This window comes from Paenibacillus sp. PCH8 (assembly GCF_002968835.1).
Taxonomy (GTDB): domain Bacteria; phylum Bacillota; class Bacilli; order Paenibacillales; family Paenibacillaceae; genus Paenibacillus.
This window is the reverse complement of sequence record NZ_PKQK01000001.1, coordinates 1,941,174-1,963,371: the sequence shown is the minus strand read 5'-3', so window position 1 is coordinate 1,963,371 and position 22,198 is coordinate 1,941,174. Positions and strand designations below refer to the sequence as shown.

Annotated in this window: 10 protein-coding genes; all 10 read right to left on the bottom strand. The window is 43.8% G+C overall.

All coding sequences use genetic code 11. From position 1 onward, the window contains the following. Positions 1 to 5 precede the first annotated feature (5 nt). Complete coding sequence (locus tag C0Q44_RS08475) at positions 6 to 2,732, bottom strand: stalk domain-containing protein (RefSeq protein WP_105406871.1); 2,727 nt, start codon at positions 2,730 to 2,732, stop codon at positions 6 to 8. A 296-nt stretch (positions 2,733 to 3,028) separates the two neighbouring features. Continuing rightward, positions 3,029 to 6,736: a SwmB domain-containing protein gene (locus C0Q44_RS08470; protein WP_181150907.1), complete on the bottom strand. Its 3,708-nt coding sequence runs from the start codon at positions 6,734 to 6,736 to the stop codon at positions 3,029 to 3,031. Positions 6,737 to 6,933: 197 nt separating this feature from the next. After that, entirely contained in the window at positions 6,934 to 8,136 is a 1,203-nt protein-coding gene (metK, locus tag C0Q44_RS08465) for a methionine adenosyltransferase (RefSeq protein WP_105406869.1), read from the bottom strand. A gap of 254 nt (positions 8,137 to 8,390) precedes the next feature. Then, positions 8,391 to 8,663, bottom strand: a complete 273-nt coding sequence (locus C0Q44_RS08460) for an alpha/beta-type small acid-soluble spore protein (RefSeq protein WP_105406868.1) — start codon at positions 8,661 to 8,663, stop codon at positions 8,391 to 8,393. Between the two features lie 148 nt (positions 8,664 to 8,811). Next, positions 8,812 to 9,411 (bottom strand): hypothetical protein, encoded by a 600-nt coding sequence (locus C0Q44_RS08455; protein ID WP_105406867.1) that lies wholly within the window; start codon positions 9,409 to 9,411, stop codon positions 8,812 to 8,814. Between the two features lie 137 nt (positions 9,412 to 9,548). Then, positions 9,549 to 12,146, bottom strand: coding sequence for a hypothetical protein (locus C0Q44_RS08450; RefSeq protein WP_105406866.1), 2,598 nt, complete (start codon positions 12,144 to 12,146; stop codon positions 9,549 to 9,551). Positions 12,147 to 12,304: 158 nt separating this feature from the next. Beyond that, the gene (locus C0Q44_RS08445) at positions 12,305 to 15,508 is read right to left on the bottom strand and encodes an S-layer homology domain-containing protein (RefSeq protein WP_181150906.1); all 3,204 of its coding nucleotides are present in this window, start codon (positions 15,506 to 15,508) and stop codon (positions 12,305 to 12,307) included. Positions 15,509 to 16,083: 575 nt separating this feature from the next. Beyond that, positions 16,084 to 16,425: a hypothetical protein gene (locus C0Q44_RS08440; RefSeq protein ID WP_105406864.1), complete on the bottom strand. Its 342-nt coding sequence runs from the start codon at positions 16,423 to 16,425 to the stop codon at positions 16,084 to 16,086. A gap of 205 nt (positions 16,426 to 16,630) precedes the next feature. Beyond that, positions 16,631 to 20,536: an S-layer homology domain-containing protein gene (locus C0Q44_RS08435; protein ID WP_105406863.1), complete on the bottom strand. Its 3,906-nt coding sequence runs from the start codon at positions 20,534 to 20,536 to the stop codon at positions 16,631 to 16,633. A gap of 166 nt (positions 20,537 to 20,702) precedes the next feature. Further along, the gene (locus C0Q44_RS08430; protein ID WP_105406862.1) at positions 20,703 to 21,830 is read right to left on the bottom strand and encodes a glycosyltransferase family 4 protein; all 1,128 of its coding nucleotides are present in this window, start codon (positions 21,828 to 21,830) and stop codon (positions 20,703 to 20,705) included. Between the last annotated feature and the right edge of the window lie 368 nt (positions 21,831 to 22,198).

Here is a 22,198-nt window from a genome sequence, read left to right as displayed (position 1 = left end):
CCATATCACGATGAGATGGTAACGGTCTTCGTTTTCTGTTCCCATTTTACAGTCAGACCAAGTTGCTCGGAAACGAGTCTTAAAGGGACTAAAGTCCTACCACCCGTTACGTATGGTGCTACTGTTGCGCTTTGTCTTTTTCCATTTAGAATGAATTCTTTCTGTCCGACAACCAGATCAATCAGCTTGCCACCACGGATTACTGTGATCCGCTGATTTTTGCTGTCCCAGTTCGCCTGTCCGCCAAAAGCATCAAGTACATGTCTGATCGGCACATACGTTGTACCATTTCTCAGAACGGGTGCAGCATCAATTACTTTATTGATTCCGTTCACGGTCATCGATTTCTTTCCAAGCACGAGTGAAGCTGTTCCTGTGGGCAATCCAACTTCGCTGGATTTGGAAGGCATTGTGAATGTGATGTTGTCAAAAGCAACCGTCCCCGTCTTCGCACGCTCATCCTGACCTTCTTCCACGTTCACGACATAGACCCGTTTCAGCTTCGCCGGATAGGCCATGTTCAGACCATTCAGGTCCACACTCAGCTTCTTCCACCCATTCCAGTCCATCGCTTTGGCAAGATCGGCATATACCGTTTTGCCATTGGCATCCGTGAATTCGGCACGCAACCAGTTCAGGCTCTTATCACCCATCACATCCATCGACATCGTTGTAGCGGCAGCAGATACCTCTCTGCCCGTGGAACCGTTTAGTTGTGCGTAAGCATACATTTTGCCTGTTCCAGCGGTCATGTCATAATCGAGTTGCAGCACCTTGGAGCCAGCTTGTTCACCTGTTCCTGTCGTAACCGTTGCTGAACCAGTCACACCTGCTGCATTCGTTGTGAAGTTGACCGGATAATTCACGTTCTCAAAGTTCTCCCAGATCGTTTCGCTTGCTGAAGCCGAGAGCACAACGACTGTGCTGTATCCGTCATAACGGCCAATCGCATATCCCACTTGTGCGCCGGAGTCTACGGAAGATACCGTTAATTGGTCAGAAGTAACTTTACCCTTGAACCCGATAAATTCCCATGTCAGTGAGTCCGCCGGAACCGTTACACTTTGTCCGTTCTTCGTCGTTGCCGTTACCGGAATGGACATCGTTGTACCCGCTTGGAGCGAACCAAGACCTGATCCTGCTGTCAGAGAAGACAGCTCATTCCCTCCCAGTACCGACACTTTAATGGAGGATGAAGCCCCATTGCTCGTTGCCGTCAGAGTTGCTGTCCCTGGCTTCACGGCTTTGATCGTTCCATTGCTTACATTCACAATACCGTTATTGCTGGACTTCCAGGACATGCTGATATCACCTGTTGCCATCGGATTATAGTAGGTGTCATATCCTTTGGCTGTGTACTTGCCCTCTTGTCCTATCAGCAACGTCTGGCTGCCACTCACAGCAAAGCCCTTCAGCTTGCCCGCAGGAGCCGTAGAGAACACACCCAGCGTGTTTACAACCTGACGTTGCTCGGTGCCATACTCCGTATTGAACGTCAAACTGGCAGACTGCTCACCTAGCGGACGTGTCACCATTGTAGTGGAGCCGCCGCCATCCAGGTTCATGCCTTTCCAGACATCTACACTCGTCATGAAGGATTGCAGTTCCGTCAGCGACATCCCGCTACTGTTACTGTTTTTCTCCGCTGCAATGATGTAGACATAACGACCATCCTGGGAATATCCTACTGCCGTTCTCGCACGAATACCGCCAATACCGGAAGAGGCAATGTCACGTGAAAAGGAAGCTGCCTTGCCACCATTCACAAGAATGGTATGACCGCCAATCATCATCTCCAGGTTACTTGGATCGACCGATTGTCCGGTTGATTTGGCGTTCAGTTTGTAATCCGCGTTCAAGGTCTGCCCAATGGAAAGGTGACTCATAATCCATGTCGCCGCTGTTCCATGGGCACGCAAAATGTAGCCATCCTTAGGTACCGTCATGTTTAACGCTTTTTTATCCGAGATTTGGGTAATGACTCCGTTCTGTACGAGCACCTCAGTCGGCGTTGTCGAAGGGTCATTCGGACGTTTGGTGGAAGTCCATACCGGTGTATAAATATACATTGAATTGGCATGGCTGTATTTTACCGCACCCGATTCTACCGTATAATCCTCTTTATTAATCCCACGCAAAGCAAAGGTTGAACCATCCTGTGCCGTCACTGACCCATTAAAAGAATACTCGTCAATCATTGGCTTGCCATCCTTGGTCACCGTGAGGGCATACATGCCTGACAGCTCGGAAGGTGTGGACACCAGCACGCCATCGGATACCTGACCACCGATCGGCGCTAATTCCCCGGATACATTGAAGTAATCGCCGTTCACAGCGGCCACTGCACCATTTTCCTTGGCCATACCACCTGTGCTCTGTTTACTGTTCAGATTGCCGCCTTTGCCTGTCATGACATCCAGTTTCACATACGGGTTCTGCAGATCCACCTGGATCACGTCCGCCAATACGTTAACCTTGGAACCTGAACGTGTTGTTGTATATCTGTATTTCATGAGCTTCGCACCCGAAGTCAGGATTTCTTCACTCAACTTGCTTGTATTCGTAGATGCTGCTGCGGCGGCTACCGATTGCCATGAAGGACCTGACCATACGTGCTGTCCTGCGCCCAGCACCGGTGCAATCCAGATTACGCCTGCCAGCGTCACAATTGCCCATTTCTTCGCCTTACTGCCTTTAACGTCTTCCAGCTGTTTCCCATGTTTCCCCAGCATGTCTGAAACGTCTCTCCCATCTTGTATATCAATCTTAGACATCACGAACCCTGCCAATTGGCAGCAAATAGCGAGATCTCTAGTATACTCTTCTATTAATAGACTGCTTTTTGTGGAAAAAGTTACGTTTGTCCCCTATATTAGCATGCATAGATTATGAAAATAGATCACTGGCCACATCCTTACTGCCGGTTTTGGCTATTCTCATCCATCTCAACGAAAAAGAAGCATATCAGCCAGTTTAATCTGGCTGATATGCTTCTTAAATAGCATTAATTATTTCGCGGGATTCGTTATTACAGGTAACCAATCTGATTTAGCATACGTTTGAGCATTACTGCAGCCTGTGCTCTTGTTGCTCTGTCCAAAGGCTTAAATTCCGTTGGTGATACCCCTTGGATAATTCCTGTCAGAACTGCCTTCGCAACAGCATCCTCAGATTTTATTTTATCGGCATCCTTAAATCTGGACAGCGTGTTCTTTGCAGATAATTGAAGAGATGGTGATTGCCCGGCATAATTCATTGCTCTAACCAACATAATTGCCATCTGCTCCCGGGTGATTAAGCGGTCGGGCTGGAATTTACCGTCGCTAGTACCCTCAATGATTTTGGCTTCAACCGCTGCACCAATTAATGCATTCGTTGAACTTTTCTTGCCAAGATCTTTGAATTTTTGCGCTGCTGTCGCATTGGCTTTGAGCCCCAAACCTTTGGCTACCCATTCTGCAAACTCTGCTCTTGTTATCTTCGTATTTGTATTGTATGTTCCAAAATTATCTGAGGTAATAATCCATTTGGAGGCCAATTCGGTTACAGCATTACGTGCCCAATCTGCCGTGTTCGGAAAGCTAACCAGATGTGTTATCGGTGCTACAATCTGATTCCCATTAAGTAATCCTCTTGCTGTAATTCCAGTTGACGTTGTTCTAAATCCGGTCGGTACATAGGATAATGCCTGTGTGTTAGGATCAATCGCAGTCAATCCCGTTAGAGTAGTGGATGTGTTGCCAGGAAGCTTAATCCAGTACTGGCTTTTGATATTTTGTTCCACACTTTTGCCTGTGTTGCCATTAAATAATGTGGTGAATACCTCCGTGGGATCTCCCAGACTCTGAGCGTTGGATCTCGATAAAACATATTCCATGGAGCCTGCAGAAAGTCTTGGCACAGTCTCCATCTGTACATACAGTGTTGCCGTACCCGGAGCTGTAGTAATCCCTGCACTTTGTCCCATACTTACCAAGTTCAGTTCAGATAAAGGTACATTCCATACACTATCTTTATATTTGATCCCAATCGTACCTGTGCGATACCTGGATGCGATTTGGGATAGCTTATGGAATGGAATTCCAACGTATGCTGCCTCATTGCTTGCTGGCACTTCTAACAATATAGGTTGGTTTAATTTATAATTTGCAGAAGCATATTCGAATGCTTGTCCAAGCTTGGTCTCATCGATCGTGTACTGCTGCGTTGTACGATTATTATGTGAGGGTGTACTCTTGGCGGAAGCTACATCGGTACTCATGACCAGAAGTCCTTGACCAAATCCAGAATCAGCCGCACTCCACTCGGTCAGCCACGCTGGACGCCCCACTGCTGTAGTATCTGTGGGATTAGTGATTGTGCTCTCCTGAAGTGTTAACGGACCAAATGCTCCTACCTCAGAATTCAGCGCATCTCTAAGTGACACTAATCCAGGTGTGTAAGTCATCGTACCTGTCTGTCCAGCTGGCACAGATTCGGACAGTTTCAAGGTAACCACTGAACCTGTCACGGAGGCAGAATTCACCGGAATGGTCTTGCCACCAATCAGTACTTTGAACTGAGCAGGTGTTAATAACGGCTCTGTTTTTAACGCGTTTCGGAAGTTAATCCGTATTGTGTCCCCTTGTAAAATACCTGACAGGATCGTTCCGTTCCCATACGTATGCGTCACAGGAACAAGATCCAGCAGAGCTGCTTGATTACCAGCTAAGTCTGTCAGACGATAAGCCCCTGGAACATAAGAAAGGGTTACGATCTGTATACTTGTTACGGGTGAAGCAAGCGTTAGTGTCACAAGATCGTCCTCGATGTCTACATTATTAACAAATACAGCTTTGCCGTCTACCAATACGGAATACTGATTGTTCAGAGGTTTGTTCAATCGACTTAATGGCTCATTATAGTACACCCACAACTTGTCACCATTAATCTCAGCCTTCTGGAATTCAGGTGGCTTCGTATCATTGCTATTACGCACATAAAACCCACTGAAACCAGCAAGCGCCTGACCACGACTATCCTTAACAGGCTGTTCACCCGGTTGATAGGATACACGGACAACTTCACCATTAGATATTGAACGACTGAGATTCAATGTAACCAGTGAACTGTTATTGGTCGACATACTGCTGATACCCACAGCTGATCCATCTGCAGTAACACTGAATTGTTTATATGCATCATTTGAGTTAATATACACGGTCTCTGGATAATAGAGATTAATTGTATTCGTATACGCTATACCTTCACGCGGCTTGGACATGATGGAATCTAGACCATTCTCAACGTCTCTGGCAGAGAATGCCGGAGCTGCATTGAGTGACAAGTCCTGAATTTTGCGTATCCCGGTTGCAGGTGTATAAGCTATTCTTACCACTTGCCCTACCGCTACTCCCGTATCGAGTACAACATACACACTATCCCCTGACACGTAAGATGAGCTTACATTCCGATTCTCACCATTAACCGTAACTGCGAAACTTGATGGCAATGGTTCAAGGGTTGAAAGTAACTCATCATACGTCAATCGAATGATCGTATTACTGTACATTTTCACTGTCTTGAGTACAGGAGCTGTTGTATCAACAGACAGCGTTCTGAATGTCCACGCCGTTGCTCCATTCAAACCAGTGAAGAGATTTCCTGATCTATCTCGAAATACATTGGAGGGAATATCAATAGTATACGTCGTGTTACTCGTCAGACTCGTTTGCGGAATGATGCGCAACTGACGATTATTGGAACTGTTTATAATTGTTGTAGCATTCACCGCTCCACCATTCATATTCTTAAGGATGGCTTGGGCTGTGTAATTGGTATCTAGCTCTTTGGTAAAAGTTAAGGTGATCTCAGGTGTAAGACCTATACCAGTTGCTCCATTTGCAGGAGACAGGGAAGCTACCGTTATCGCATTCGGGTCAGAGAGCACACTGAATCCCCAGTCGATTCGTTGTATTGCAGACGTGTCGTTCCCATTGGCATCACGTAAAAAACCTTCGGGTACAGCTATGTATATCGTGCTGTTATTTGGCCAATTTCTAGCCGAATCGATCGTAACTATTGTTTGGGATGTATTAAAACTGATCTGTGTCGAATTGGCGTCAATCTCCTCATATAAGGTATTTCCCTGATAGATCTGCAGCTTGCCAGTACCTCTGGACATTGCTTGATCGTAGGTAAGCAGGATATTAGCAGACGGTGCTACGCCTGTAGCTGCCGTTTGCGGTGACCGGTTTAACAGTTTGGCTGGACTAGCTGCAGCAACATGAAATACCCATTCCCTATTTAAGCCTGCAAAGCGTTGATTATTCTCATAGGCAAAAGATTGACTGCCAATAGAAACATAGAAACTACCGCCTGGCAAAGCTGAACCTGGTCTAATTTCTACCAATTTCCCTAGGCTCGCATCAGCGTCGATATCGTCTGGTCTGACGCTTATCGCCGGACTATTCACGTCAATCTCTGTAACTATGGAGCTATCGGAGATTCGACGAATGGTGATTTTATCTGTAGTACCCTCAACCTTCTTTACCGGGTTATTGAATTCAATTTTGAGTGGTACAGAACCGTCCACCTGAGTAGCATTTAACAATGGAATCGTGGCACTAATTCCTTTCCCAGACAATTCGTCTGCTGCATATGCAGACTCCATACCTACCCATCCGGTCAACCAGCCTTGTGCAACTAGCATCACAACCATAAGACTAACCAATCCCTTACGGGCTATTTTTTTCACAAACACCCAACCTTCCCCTCATCTCATTTTCCTAATTGTCTGATGTACAGACCTCTATATTTATGTCGGTCAGAGAGAGATTTTCAATTAATAAAATGGAAATGTATGGTTCTTTATTTTGTAAAAAGATGCAAAAAGCCCCTGATTCCATATCGGAATCAAGGGCTTCAATAGAAGATCAATATACAAATATCTAATTAAAGACCTGCTTGAGTTTTCAAAAGGTCTACTTTGTCCACTTGCTCCCAAGGTACATCCAGATCTGTACGGCCGAAGTGACCGTAAGCAGCGGTTTGTTTGTAGATTGGTCGACGCAGATCCAGCATACGAATGATGCCTGCCGGACGAAGGTCGAAGTTGTTACGTACAAGCTCAACCAATTTCTCTTCGCTGATTTTGCCTGTTCCGTATGTATCCACGTTAATCGATACCGGGTTGGCTACACCAATCGCATAAGCGAGTTGAATTTCCAATTTGTCTGCAAGACCTGCAGCAACGAGATTTTTCGCTACGTAACGGGCTGCATATGCTGCAGAGCGGTCTACTTTTGTTGGATCTTTACCAGAGAACGCGCCACCGCCATGACGTGCATAACCGCCGTAGGTATCTACGATAATTTTACGTCCAGTGAGGCCTGCATCTCCTTGAGGTCCGCCAATAACAAAACGCCCTGTTGGGTTGATGAAATATTTAGTCTGCTCATCCAGCAATTCCGCTGGAACAACCGGCAGGATAACATGTTCTTTAATGTCTTTTTGGATCTGCGCAAGTAGAGTCTCTTCAGCATGCTGAGTGGACACAACGATGGTATCAACACGTACCGGCTTGTCACCGTCGTATTCAATCGTCACTTGAGTTTTACCATCCGGACGAAGATATTCCAGTGTACCGTTCTTACGCACTTCCGCCAGACGGCGTGCGATACGGTGAGACAATGCGATTGGCAGAGGCATCAGTTCAGGTGTTTCGTTCGTTGCAAAACCGAACATGAGACCTTGGTCACCCGCACCAATGTTTTCTGTTTCACGAGCAACTTGTTCCGGGTCACGATTCTCAAGTGCTGCGTTAACACCTTGGGCAATATCGGCGGACTGCTCATTCAGAGAAGTCAGTACTGCACAAGTGTTGTAGTCAAAACCGTACTGGGCATTGGTGTACCCAATTTCCTTGATCGTATTACGAACGATAAACGGAATGTCCACATATTCAGAAGCTGAACTGATTTCACCGATGACTAGCACTAAGCCTGTGGCTACGGAAACTTCGCAAGCTACACGAGCATTGGGATCGTTCGCCAAGAACGCGTCCAACACAGCATCTGAGATCTGGTCGCAGATTTTATCCGGATGTCCTTCGGTTACAGACTCCGATGTAAATAGATGTCGGCCTTTAACAGACATGAAGTTTCAACCTCCCATAACTAATAGTATGGCGATTGCCCGAACAAAACATGACAGCGATTCGTTCTCTGTACCCTCGAAGCTTTCCAAGTGGAATAAGGACGCAGGGTCCGCAGTACCGAAGATAAGGATTTTTCAGGTAATTGCCTCAAACGAAAATCAACCTTTCCCTAGTGGAAAAGGTTGCATACCTCAAATGCCATCTTAACGTATTTGTCAAGACGTGTCAAACAAATTGGGATAAGGAAAACACCCTATAAGTGCTGCTCTGCCTGGCGAATTAGCCTTTTAGTGATCTCTCCACCAACCGATCCATTCTCACGAGAAGTCAGATGTCCCCACCCTTTGTATTGCCCATAGGAATGATCGCTCACTTCGCCCAGTTCAGATCCAAATTCTGTATCTGCACCAGCCAAACCTCTTCCACCATACCCCACATTGAGACCAAACTCTGCAGCAATCTCATACTTCATCTGATCCAGCATTTGACGACTTTCGGGTACCACTCTGCGATTGCTTCTAGCCATGGTTCCTGCACCTCCGTTAATTGGTTGTCAACAGTTATAGAGTGAGCAGGAACCAGGCTCGCTAGCCTTATTAATGTTTGTTAGAACTGGGTAATCTGAGCAAATGAAATGTATGACTATTGAATAATTCCGTTCACAGTTACATAACCTATTTCAGAGTATATCCACCACGAACCATTACGGTTAAGCTGTATTTGTTTCCTTCCAATACTGTAATTCCCCGTCCATCCCTTGGAAAAGAAAGCAAGTGATTCGACGGCGCTGCCTGTCCATTCGTCAGGTCAATCCCGTCCGTCAGATCAGCTACACCGTTCGTACCTTCACTGACGATCACAGCCTTGCCGCTACGTACAATGAACTCCGCACCAGACTTGCCGATCAGCTGTTGACCCGGCTTCACCGTTACAATCTCCACCGCATCAGATGAGGCTCCTGAGACTAGCGGAGGAAGAGATGTGTCTCCCCCTGTACTGCCTGTTCCTGTCGAGCCGTTGTTGTTCCCCGAGGGATTACCAGTTCCAGAACTGTTGTTGCCTCCACTATTCGTGTTACCACTACCTGTTGATATTTTACCACCCAAGGCTTGCTGAATTTGCTGGTCTACATAACTCTTGGTTACGACCGGATCATCAGCTGTCCCCGGCTGACTTGTGCCTGCACCGATGGCTGTATTGCTGTATACTGACCCAACCCACACACCAACACCAATCGCCAGCGCAGCGAGAGATACTTTCATATAAGATTTCATGTAATTTATTGTCCTCCTCTGGTAATCTATTAACTTTAACTATAGAGACAAAGTAGGGATGCGACAAGCAAAACCTCGCTTCCAAAGATCGGAAAGCAAGGTTTGTGCATGTAACACTTTTATTGAAAGTCTCGTGATTATTTTATATCTATTGGTTCTTCCTTCGGGAGCTTGGTCACATCGTAACCATAGCTTTGCTCCGCAAGACGGATGCGTTGTCCTTGGAACTGGTCGTCTATACTTAAACGATATGAGCCACCACGCAGTTTCTCGAAGAAGCTGTCTTCAATACTCCAGCTCAACGTTTGGTTGGTGCCTACTTTCAGATCGGTTCCCAAAGTCAGTTCTTTCTCATATGTTTTGCCCGCTTGATCCGTCATTGTAAGGATTAACTTGTGCTCGTTCTCACCCATCTCAATTTCTTCATTGCGTGATAAGCTGTAATTCATCTCAATCTGTACAGATGAGCTGCCTGCCAGATATGCTCTCACACTGTTGGCAGTCCAAGAGTAAGGATAGAGATCAATATTGCTCAGTGAGCCTTGAACACTAATGGAGGTAGGCGGCACTTCAAATGCCAGAGCATTTACATAAGCAGTCGCTTCACCTTCACCTGTAACAAACTTGCTATCTGCAATACCTTCACCCACAATCAGACGCAGGTCTGAAAAGGTAACAGACTTCGGAATCTTAGCCCAGAACGTAACAATCGACTTCTGACCTGGCCCTGGCAGACGCTCGGATTGCTTCGCCGTTGCACGATAGTACTGACCATCCGCTGTTTTGAAGTAACCCACTAACTTGCCAAGCCCACTTTGACGCAAAGACTTATTGGTCATTTCAAATTGAGTGTAGACGATATCGGATGACGTTCCTGGATAACGAATCGTTCTCCGTACACCCATCTCCGTCTCTTTATCCCCAATACCTGAGGTGTATGTTTTGCCACTTCCAACGAAAGATACAGGTTGAATCAATCCCGACGTATTGAGCGTAATCCATTCATTCGTTTCTTCTTCACTGACCTTCTCGTTCAGACTCAATTCTAGACGAGACATGCGCAGTTCAGAAGGGATCTTAGTCAACAGATATGCTTCTGTTGTCATACCGGCTCCAAGCAATTTACCACTTTGCGTGTAGATCAGCTTCTTGTCTCCATCAATTTGAGCAGAATCGATAGTAAACATGGCCTCCAACTCAGGTAACTGTACCGTCTTGGTTCCTGCATTACGGATGGTCACTTTGGCAGCAATGATATCACTATCCAACCAAGGCAAACGTTGTAACGAACCGAAGGACACACCAAACGTACCTTTGCTGTTCTTGATGACGGTTTCAGTCGTTAAGCCGTCTCCACTGGACACTGATTCAGGAATCGCATAGACACCTACAGGATAGGAGAAGACAAATCCATTTGTTGGAGAAGACGTTGTGGAATCTGTGCTTTCACTTTTGTCTACCGGACTCATCACATACAGCTTGATTTTGCTTGTATCACCATCACCCTGAAGGGTTGCACTTAGCTTAATCGTCTTGATATCACCCGGGTTCAACTTCAATGTATCCAGTGCTTTGGTTTCGATCGGATAGACTGTTCCGTCTGTATTTCGTACCTCGAAGGTATACGACGGCACCTTAATGGCTTTCTTGCCTTCATTCTTGAGTTTCATTTGTAGGTTAAGACTATACTCACCATCATCGATTCGGACTTTGGCGGATTCAAGCAATGTAGACAGTCGTTGTCCTTCAACAGAAATGATGTTCGGCTGATTTGCAGACACTTCTACGTTCGTTTTGCTCGCTTCAGGCAGTTGCAATGCAGCAACAGGCAGAACACTCTTCTCTTCACCCTGTTCCTCTACCAGCAACAGCTCAGACTTTTGCAGCTTCACTGACGTAGGAAGAGATGCCATCAGGCTAAGTGCCTTATTGGCCTGTGCCTGAATGCTAACATTCGTGCTGTCTTTATCCGGGGATAGCGGATAGTTCGTACCACTTGGCGTACGCAAGATCCACTTGATATTCGGATTTTCAAGTAATTTATAACTGATATTGTTTAAATTCACGCCAATTTTCACATACTGTTTCTTATCTTCACCTGGAAACACTTTAATCCCCGAAACTTTCACCTTCACGGAAGAATCACTCAGACGAACCGTCTTTGGTTTTCCTACAGGTGTGGTAATGCTATAAGATGCGGGCACGTTAAACTTACCCAACGTACGTTCATAGTTAGCTTGACTGAAATCCCATTTCACGATGAGGAAATTCAGATCACTCAGTTTCACTTCGCGACCCACTTTCATGACATAGGTCAACTCGACCGTTGATCCAGGCGCGATCGTTTTCTTTTCTTGATCCTTCGCGATCAGTTTAGGTGAAAATAGCGTTCCGCCTTTTGTCTTTACCTTGCTCCAGTAATCAAGCATCATCATTGGGGTGCTGTCATTGTTCTTGTAAGACAATGTATACGTAACGACATTACCATCATCTTGGGACAACATATTTACATCGGTTAATCTTACGGAACTACGTGCTGTCACTTTAACAGCTGACAGGTTACCGAGTGTATGTACAACCTGTTTTGTGGTTGTGGTCGTTTTCTTCGATGTACTGTTATTTGAACTGGTGGCAGACGTTTTATTGGTTGTGCTCGCTGCCATAGCAATGCCAGCTGTTGAACTGATCAACATTGCACTCGCGAGCAAACTCACAAATATTTTCTTTTGATCCACTTCCAAACCTCCCATAAGTTGCTTGTTGCTATTATAGTATAAACGTTCGGGAAGCGAAGAAAGTTACGTTTTAATAATATTTCAATAAAATGCTTTATAAAAAATACTCCCTGATCGTTTTACACGATCAGGGAGTATTGAAAAAATTTATAGCTTAATTATGGAGTTACTGTTGTAGCAGCAGATTCAACTTTGCCAGTAGTAGTAACAGTAACATAAACTGGTGTAGCAGCTGTCATTGTAGCACTTACAACTACATCAGTATCACCAGTAAGAACAGTTCCAGTTCCGATTTGTGTAGTAAGAGCAGCATCACTGTACACTTTAACTACATCACCAGCAACCAAGCTATCAACTGTTACAGTATCAGCAGTAGCATCAGCAGTAATAGTTGATAAAGCTGGAGTTGCAGTACGGTTACCAACCAAACCACTCATACCAGTGAATGCTGTTACAGAGTTAGGTTTTGTAGCACGGTCAGTAATCAAGTTGTTATCAAGAACAGCAACTTTATACTCAGTAGCAGCAGTACGACTAGCTGCATCATTCAAAGTAATAACATAGTTGTCATTACCAGAACCCAAAGCTACAGTAAATTCAGTTCCTGGTTGCAATACTTCACCATCACTGTTACGTGTAACTACAAATCCACCAGTTGCAAGGTTAGATGCAGATGTTACTTGCTCAGAGAAGGAAACAGTAATTGTGTTACCACTTACAACAAGTTTGTCATTGGCAGGTACAACTACTACAGGTTTCACTGAATCTGTCAAATTAACACCAGCAGTTACTGATCCAGAAAGACCAGTTCCAGCGTTACCAGCATTAGTTACGAGTTTAGTGTAATCAACTTTCAAGTTAACGTTGCTACCATCAGTTTTCAAATCAGAAGCAAACTTAACAGTTACAGTGGAAGTACCATTTACTTCAATACTTGATACAGTTGGGTTACCGTTAGCATTTTGAATCGCATCGCTAGCAGTGTAGTTATTAATACCAGCATCAAATTTCACTTTAACAGTTCTTCTGTCAACCAATTCAGCATTACCGTTCAATGCAAGAGGAGTAGAAGTATTAGTCAATGCAATAACATTTGTATTCGTGTTACCTGGAGCAGTAAAATCACTCAGAACAGTACCATTTGCGCTCTTAAGAGCCAGCAAAGTCAAGTTACTGATTCCAGTTTCGTTTGCACTAGCAGTTCCGAATACTAATTTTTTACCATCCAAGCTTTCTGCAAATTTAATGGAAACTGCAGTAGCATCTTGGAGTGGAGTGATTTCTGCCATAGCAGGAGTCAAAGCTTGATTACGGTTATCAACAGTCACCAAGTAATTAGAGTAGTTAGTCAAACTTGCAATATCCATTGCTTTGTCAAATTTCACTACTACACGTTTCTCAGTACTGTTAACTGTTGCTGACTCTTTTGTAGGAGCAGCTTTGTCAACGAGGTTTACTTTGCTAGTGTAGTCAACCATTGTGTTTTGCAACTTAGTGTCGTCTTTAACATTCTGGATTGTCAGTGTATTATCTCCAACAGAAAGTTTTGTGTACAGTTTCACACGAACAACTTTTTTGTCAGTACCGTCAAGTTTAGCTTCTTGAACAGAGATAGTTTTACCATCTTTGTCTTTTACAGTGTAGTTAGCACTGTTTTGTGCGCTAGACTCCAATACTGCTTTAGAGAAAGTGATTTTAATTGTTTGAGCGTCGTCAGTAGTTACAGATGCAACCTCTGGACGTACTTGGTCAATTACAGGAGTCACAACAACAGATGTGTTAGCAGCGATTTGGTTACCGGAGTAGTCTTTCACACCTTCAACGAAGATCGATACAGAACCTGTTGGAAGGGATTTGTTAACCCCAAAAGTGAACTGCCATTTGTTATCAGCCAATTGTTTTTTGCTTTCAGCAGTGATTTTGCTTTCACCGGATTTCCAGTAAACTTTAGCAGCATCAATTGTATCTACATCTACATCTTCAGAGAAAGTAACTGTTACACTTTCCAGAGTTGCAGTTGCTTCAGCAATTGTAGGAGCAGTAGTGTCTTCTACCACTTTGATATCGTGAGTGGAAGCCAAAGATACGAAGTCAGCGTAGTCTTTAACGCCGCTTACTGTAAGTTTGTGATCACCAACAGCCAATGCTGTTGTGCTATATGGAGTCAATACAACTGTTTTGAAGTTGTTGCTTACAGTTACTTTACCGAAGTACTCTTTGCCATCCAATGTAAAGTTGGTTTGACCAACATTTTTAACTGGCTCGCTGAATACTACTTTCACAGATTTAGTTCCCAGAGATTGTACAGAAGTAACTTCTGGAAGAACGTTATCTACTGCTGTGAATTCAACATTAGTAGCGCTAACTGTAACTGTTCCAGCTTTAACGTTGGAAACAGATACTGCATCAACGCGGTTATTAGTCAACACGCTGTCTTTCAAGAGCAATGTTGCAGAAGTCTGATCGTCGGAAAGTGTTACGCTGTCGATCACTTTACCGGATTTCAGAGTGTAGTTAACTACGTTCTCTGCGGAATCTTTATCAACTTTACCGTCAAATTTGATTACTACTTCTTTGAGGTTAGTTGCAGTTGCACTTTGTACTTTAGTAGCTGTAGTAACTACATAAGTAACTTTTTCAGTGAATTCTTTATCTTTGTAAGTGAATTTCACTTCAGTTTCTTTGTTAGCTTCAAGAGCTTTATCCAAAGTTACTTTAACAGTTTCGCCGTCGCTGATTTTGAATTCAACAACTTTTCCACCTTCAGTTACTGTGTAAGAAGATACTTTCAAGCTTTGAGCTTGATCGATAGAGTAAGCTGCACCTACCAACAATTCACGGGAAGCATTGCCAGCGAAGTTAGCGTTAGCGTCGATCAGACCTGCGTTGATCGCTGCTTGAACATAACCTTTAGCCCATGCTGCTGCACTGTTGTTAGTTTCAGTAGGGATTTCAAGATCAAGTGCACGAGTCAGGATTGTAGCCATTTCGGATACTGTCACTTTACCATTGAAGTCAAAGATTTTTTTCTCTACGTTTTTACCTTCCATGATACCCGCAGCTGTTACTGCTTCGATGTAAGGTACAGCCCAGTTCTTAGCTGTGTAGTTTTTGTCAGTGTAGGAAAGAGTTCCAGTGATCTCTTTCAGACCCATCAATTTAGTGATAACTTTTGCGAACTCAGCGCGAGTCATCTCTTTGTTCAGACCAGCTGTGCCATCTGGGTAACCATTGAAGATACCTTTTGCTTTCAACGCATCAAACTGTTGTTGTGGTGTTACTGCTGTGTCACCGAATGCTACAGATGCAAACATTGAGAATGCCATTGCTGTAGACAATGCTACGGATAAAATTTTCTTCATAACCTTTTTGTCTCCTCCTTGGGCGTTCATAACATTAGAATTTTCTTTAATAGGGTCGCTCGTGTTCCTCATATATTGTTGCACCCCCTTTCCAGAGTTTTGAGCAAGTTAATATAAATGATGTCTGTGAGCATATCACAGAAACTTGTAAACGAGAATAATAATAGAATCACACGTAAATAGAGTAGTTTCCTAATCCTACCTTACGTATTATACAATGGGTCTCTCGTGTCGTAAAGCAATTTTTTCTAATAAATAGACAAGATTCTTCACGAGGTCATTCTTGGTAAGTCCCCCAATGTTTTCGACTCTACATCTTAAACGCAGTAAATTTCAAAAAGTTGCGGATTTCTCAAAAAAAGTTTTGAATTTAATTATGTATTGATGCAGTGCGGGTATTTGACGCGTTCAAAACCTTTCAACAGCTTTATTTATGATTACTTCTCCGAATCTTTCTGTGTCGGGATCTATGTGAACGTTTATATATACCCGTTATTTACCACAATGAAGCGACAAATTCTACAATAAAAAAAGAGGGTCCCTAGGACACCTCTTCTTGAATCAATAACTATAAATCAGCGAATCTTTAGCGCCAGTTCGATAATCTGAGCACGCATATTCGGATCGCTATTCAATCTCAGATACATATCGTCAATTGGCTGTCTGTTCTCACGGTATGTCTTCTCATGCTTCATCGTGGTGTGAGACCATTCAATCAATTCATTCTCAGCCAGAACCAGATTGTTATACGCATCATGGAAGCCAGTGGACTGAACAAGCCCTTCCATCACTTCCTGAGAGATCTCCTCAGTCTTACGTGTATCTTCCAACTTTTTCTCCAGAATGACTGCCTGCTTCTCGAACTGTGTCTTTGCCTTCATGTAACCCAATTGGGGTCTCGAATAAATCGGTTTCATTAGCTAACTTCACCCTCTAGATCATTGTGTATTTACCGTTATTGTATCTTAATCTCTAGCAAATTACAAAATTAGTTATTGGTAAAAAACAGATTTCTTCTATTATAAATGAGTTCTATACAAGCTGTTCTACAGTCATAAAAAGAACCTGCCCTTTTTAGCAAAAGGGACAGGTCCTTCCTAAAATCATCTCAACTATGCTAGATTAGCTCAATGTTTTAGGGAATAACTTCGTACTCTTCTTAAGAAGTTCTACAGCAATCTTAGCTGCTTCCGCACGTGTCAGATTGCCTTTAGGATTAAACTGGTACATCGTTTTGGTAGATCCTGTGACCTGAACAGGGCTACCTTCCATGATTTTCGCTTTGGTTACCGCCTGTACTGATGGACGAGCATAGTACTCAATGGAAGTGGAATCCTGGAACGACTTCGCTAAAGCTGAGGACAATTTGCTATCGTTGGCCGCAAGCTTACTGCTCACTGCACGTGCAATCATCACCGCTGCCTGTTCACGTGTTATCGAGTCCTCTACTCCAAAGTACCCGTCGCTCAAACCTGTTACAATACCTGCTCTCGCCGCTGTCTCAATGGAGGCATAGTCCCACGTATCACTCTTGGTCGTAGGAGACACGTCAGTAAAGGTTTGTGTATTGGTATAGTTCAATGGTATATCCAGACCTTTAACCAGCAAGGTTGCGAATTCCCCTCGTGTCGTCTGATCATCTGCACCAAACGCATTGAAACGCAGGTTGTTCATGATCCCTTTGGAATACAATGCATTGAGCAAATTTCTTGCCCACGGGTGATTCGTGATGTCCTGATAACTTTTACTTTGCTTCATCACTTTGTAGTATCCAAACTCATCAAAAGAAACTGTAATCGTGTGTTTCTTGGTGTCTACTACTCCGCCAACCGGTACCCATTCACCAATATTGGTTTTGTCAGTGTAACGGAATACCGTAATCGTTGAACCCACTTCATCAACAATGGTCGGATCATACGCAAGCGTTAACGTTCCCCGGTTAGAAGGAACCAGAACACGTTCTGTTGGATATTGCGTAAAGCTTCCTTCGAGTGAGTACGGTGTTACACCATCTGTTCCCGGCTTGTATCCACTCGATCCTTTATCTCCAAGTTCGCCAATTCCGCCGTTAATCCAGTATGTCTCCGAGATCGGCACAAAGTTACTTGTAGTCAGATTCGAGTTAAACAACTCTGTCAAAATGGTTGGCACCGTGATCGGTGTCACTCCCCCTGTACTACGAGGATCAGCCTGTCCAATATTAAAGCCATAGTCATTTTTCCGTTCAAGCACGCCATCCTTCGGATCTGTAATACCGAAGAGCAACTTGTTGTCAGGATAAAATTTAACTACACCACTGTTTGACTTCGCAGCTGATTGCAGTATGGTTCCTTTAGGGAAAGCTAATTCAACCTTCTTGTTAAATACCGAATATTTGTTGGCAATTTTAGGTGTCATGTACTGTGCATCTGTTCCGACTGTACCCGTGTAAAAGACATTAATCGTGTCGTTTATGGTAGCGCCATCCCTAATAATCTGAATTTTGATCGCATTGCTCTTATCCTGTTTCAATCCCACGTAATTGAGAACGAAGCGATTATTCATATCTGGACGTTTGATAGCAGGTACTTTATCGACCAGAACTTGCGTAGCACCTTCGGCTTCAATATCAAAGTGTACATAGTTTTTATTTACAACAATCTGCTCACCTACAGTTGCTACAGGGGAAAGAATGCGATAGGAAGATGGCTCTCTTACAATCTCAAGTCGTTGTGTTGTTCTCGCACCTGTACTGTTAATTAACTCTAACGTGTATACATGGCTGCCAGGTGTATCAAAGACATAGTTACGAATCCGAACCATGAATTCATCCTGATTCCCTGCAAAATCAGAAATGTGACTATCTAATGTTTGCTTATTAGTATCCGCTGTATCTATGATCGGCACTGGATTATACGTATAGATCAGCTTAGAGCCAGAGTACAGGTTAGCGATTTGTGCGCCTCCACCTTTGAATACCAGATCATATCTTTCTTCACTTGTTACATATTTGCCATCCCTAAAGATAAAGTCCGGTGTGACTTTAAAAATATTGGCCATTTCCTCAGGTGTATACTGACTGACATCTGCCTTGGTAAAATCCTGGCGAGTATCGGTCGGAACAGGCACTGGAATGAATTTATCAATATTGGAAACATTACTATCCGAAATATAAATCCTTAATTTCTTCTCAATTACCTTCGTCTTTCCAGCGCCATCCTTATCCGTACCTGTAATGGTAATCGTATTTTCACCGTACACAAGACTACCATTCGCACCCCCAATCAGAAGTTCGAAAGAAAACTTTCCAACTGTTGTTCCAGGAAAACCTGTAACCGTTGTGTTCACACCATTGACCAATAACTGGCCAACAAATTGAGGAGATTGCAATGTACTAAATCCTACAAACTCACCCTCCACCTTCAACTTCTGAGTTATTTTAGAATCGAATGTATAGGTCTGTCCATCATATAAGTTAGCTACATAGATATAACTTTTGGATGAATATGATACAGTCACATCATACGATGGTTCTGGCGTAGAATAATAGAAACGAATTTTTTGCGTACCATTGGCCAAGTTTTTCACCAAATAGACGGCTTGCTTATCTGACAGCGTAGGGGGAGTTGTAAACACAGGCGCCTCAATGGTCAATTTTGTCGTACCCGTAGGCAAATATACTCCAATTGGTAATTCTGCTCCAATAACCTGACTGGACTCCACCATAATATAGAAGCTTTCTTTGTCGATCTGCGCATTATTCAATGCAACTTTATTGGTCACTGCACCACCATTATAATCCGGAAGGTAGTACATGTTCGTAATTGCTTTTACCCCTGGAGCATAAATGAACTTCCCTTGATAACCGGAACTGAAGTTGCCAAATCCAACAACAGCGTTGACCGTTTGATTCTTGAGAATTTCTGCTGGTGTTGCTCCGTTTGTTTGTAACGGATATGCATTGGTCGTTTTGAACGTTACTACACGATATTCCGGTGTAGATCCGTCTGGACCTGGAATAATAATTTCTGTTGGATCGATGAAGGTCATGGTCATTCCGTTCACTGTGAACGAGCCCGCGTCCTTGAATGTGCTGTTGCTTGCCGCGTATGGTAACACTACTTGTACTTCAAGTTGTGCTTGTGTAGCCGTTGTAGAGAATGTTGGTATATTATCCAGAACAGACTTGCTGTCAGTTGTACTTAACATCACGTTGAGTGTAGAGAACGGCTGATCCTTGTCATAATAATAGACCGCACGCTCGGTAATCACTGAATCTGAGCCATTGGCAATCTTAAATTTCAGATTGTTCAGTCCGGCTTTCAGCTTCAATTGTGGTGTGAAAAATGTCCCGTTCTGAAGCAAAGAGGAATCAAGCTCTTCTTCTCCATTTAGAGAAACGGTCACCTTATTCGCATTTTGCACTTTACCTTGAACAGAGACGAATTGTGTATTTACAACGGTCTGTGATCCTTCATTTAGACCATACGATGTGTTGGAACCAGTACTTGGATCGGTGAAAATTTTAAAATCTTGAATAAAAGGAACCTGATCATAAAGTACATAGAACGTATCTGAACGCTCTACTGAACCTTGACTACCGTAGAACGTGATCCGGTTGAAACCTGGGAACAGGGTAAGATTGTTAGCTGAAAATTTATTGTTACCCGCCGTGCTTGCAGTAACTGCAGTTGTATTGGAACGTGTGGCATCTGGCTCCCATTTTGTCTTATTGCCTTCTACAACGGAATTCAGTTGCTCCACTTTAACCCGCATCGTATCTTTCGATACAAATGCATAGGCACCTGTTATTGTAATTGTCCCTGAAGTCGTTTGGTAAGCTAAAGACCGGGACAGATATCTCGCATTAGCGGAATCATCCAAAACAAGATCAGACGTGTTGCTAATCAGAGTATTGTCTGGTGTGAAATAGGTAGTCTGTGCGTTGGCAGCCGAAGCAACGGAACCACCGAATAGACCTTGTGGGAACAATGAGAACACCATGGTGACCAACATGATCCAGACCAACGGCCGTTTCTTTTGTTGCATTACGTATCATCTCTCCTCTTTTTAAGTCAGTTACCTTTATATATCGGCAAAAGGTTCCAATTATTTAGTAAAAAGCTCAAAATAAACAAAAAACCTTATCCACATGGGATAAGGTTGGGTCTGGAATAATATTCTAGAATAGCATTAACCATTACATTTATCTATATTAGGATTTCGAACGGGTCTCCGGGTTCAGCTTGACACGCATTCGCATCAGGAAGTTGATGACCGGTCTTCTCGTTTTGCTAACAAGCCCGATGACTTCTGCTCCCACCTGAAGGAAGAACATCATGATACAGATCACCACGAACGTTACCCAGTTCGCTTCGAACATTGCCGCAGAGGACTGGATAATTGCCAGTACTCCGAAGAACGCGGCAATTCCATAAATGATCAGGACCGTCTGACGGTGACTGAATCCAAGTTCGCGTAAGCAGTGATGCAAGTGACCTTTATCCGGTGCAAAAATCGGTTTCCGTTGAACCGCACGACGGATAATCGCGAAGAAGGTATCCGAGAGCGGCACACCGATAATGATCAGCGGTGTAATGAAGGACACAACCGCAATTTGTTTGAAGCCGAGCATGGACAGCAACGCCAGCGAGAAACCAAGGAATAGAGATCCTGTGTCACCCATGAAGATTTTGGCCGGGTGGAAGTTAAAGAACAGGAATCCGATAATACTGCCCAGCAGCACCAAGCACAACAAGGCAATCATCATGTTACCCATCAGGAATGACATCACAGCAATGGTACCAATGGCAATACCGGATACACCGGCAGCAAGACCATCCAGACCGTCAATCAGGTTAATCGCATTCGTAACACCCACGATCCACAGGATCGTCAGCGGAATGGATACCCAAGCTTCAAGCGAAGAATACGTATCCTGAAACGGAATATTGACGAAGTCTACCCGAATATTGAATCCGAATACGACAACTGAAGCAGCAACAATTTGACCAAGCAACTTCACTTTGGCTGAAAGTTCAAACCGATCATCGAGTGCTCCGATCAGCACGATAATTGATCCACCGATCAAAAACGCGCTGACAAAACTCATATCCCGGGTTGTAAACCATGCCGATACGAAAGGAAGTAATGCAGCAATCGTAATGACAAAGGCAAGGAATATTCCCAGACCGCCAAGACGTGGCATAATGCGTGTATGAACTTTACGTGCATTCGGCGTATCCATTGCACCAATGCGGACTGCGAACTTTTTGACAAGCGGTGTCAGGGCAAGAGCCAGTCCCATTGACACGATAAATCCAATGATAAAGATCGCTACCATTTGAACATTCGACCCCCAATTATAATACCTGTACGAAATTATAAATCCCCTGATCTCTTTCTATATATAAAAAAAATTATTGTTCGTCACTTTTAATGAAAAATCTAGTTACATGACAACGTAGAGTGCAAGGAAAACCTGTAGAAGCGTAGCGTTTGCCTTTATCACCATATTTCTCCCTTATATAAAGGGAATAAAAGAAATTTGGGGATAACAGCAATCGAAAGGTTGCCTTGCAATCGTAGTGCCCAGTGTAACGCTTCTGTTTCATGGAGTGGCACACATGTAATCCAGAACGAATTATACGCCCATCCCACCCGAAAAGCCATCCTCAATTTATAGCAAAAACAAGCATTTATCTCGCAATT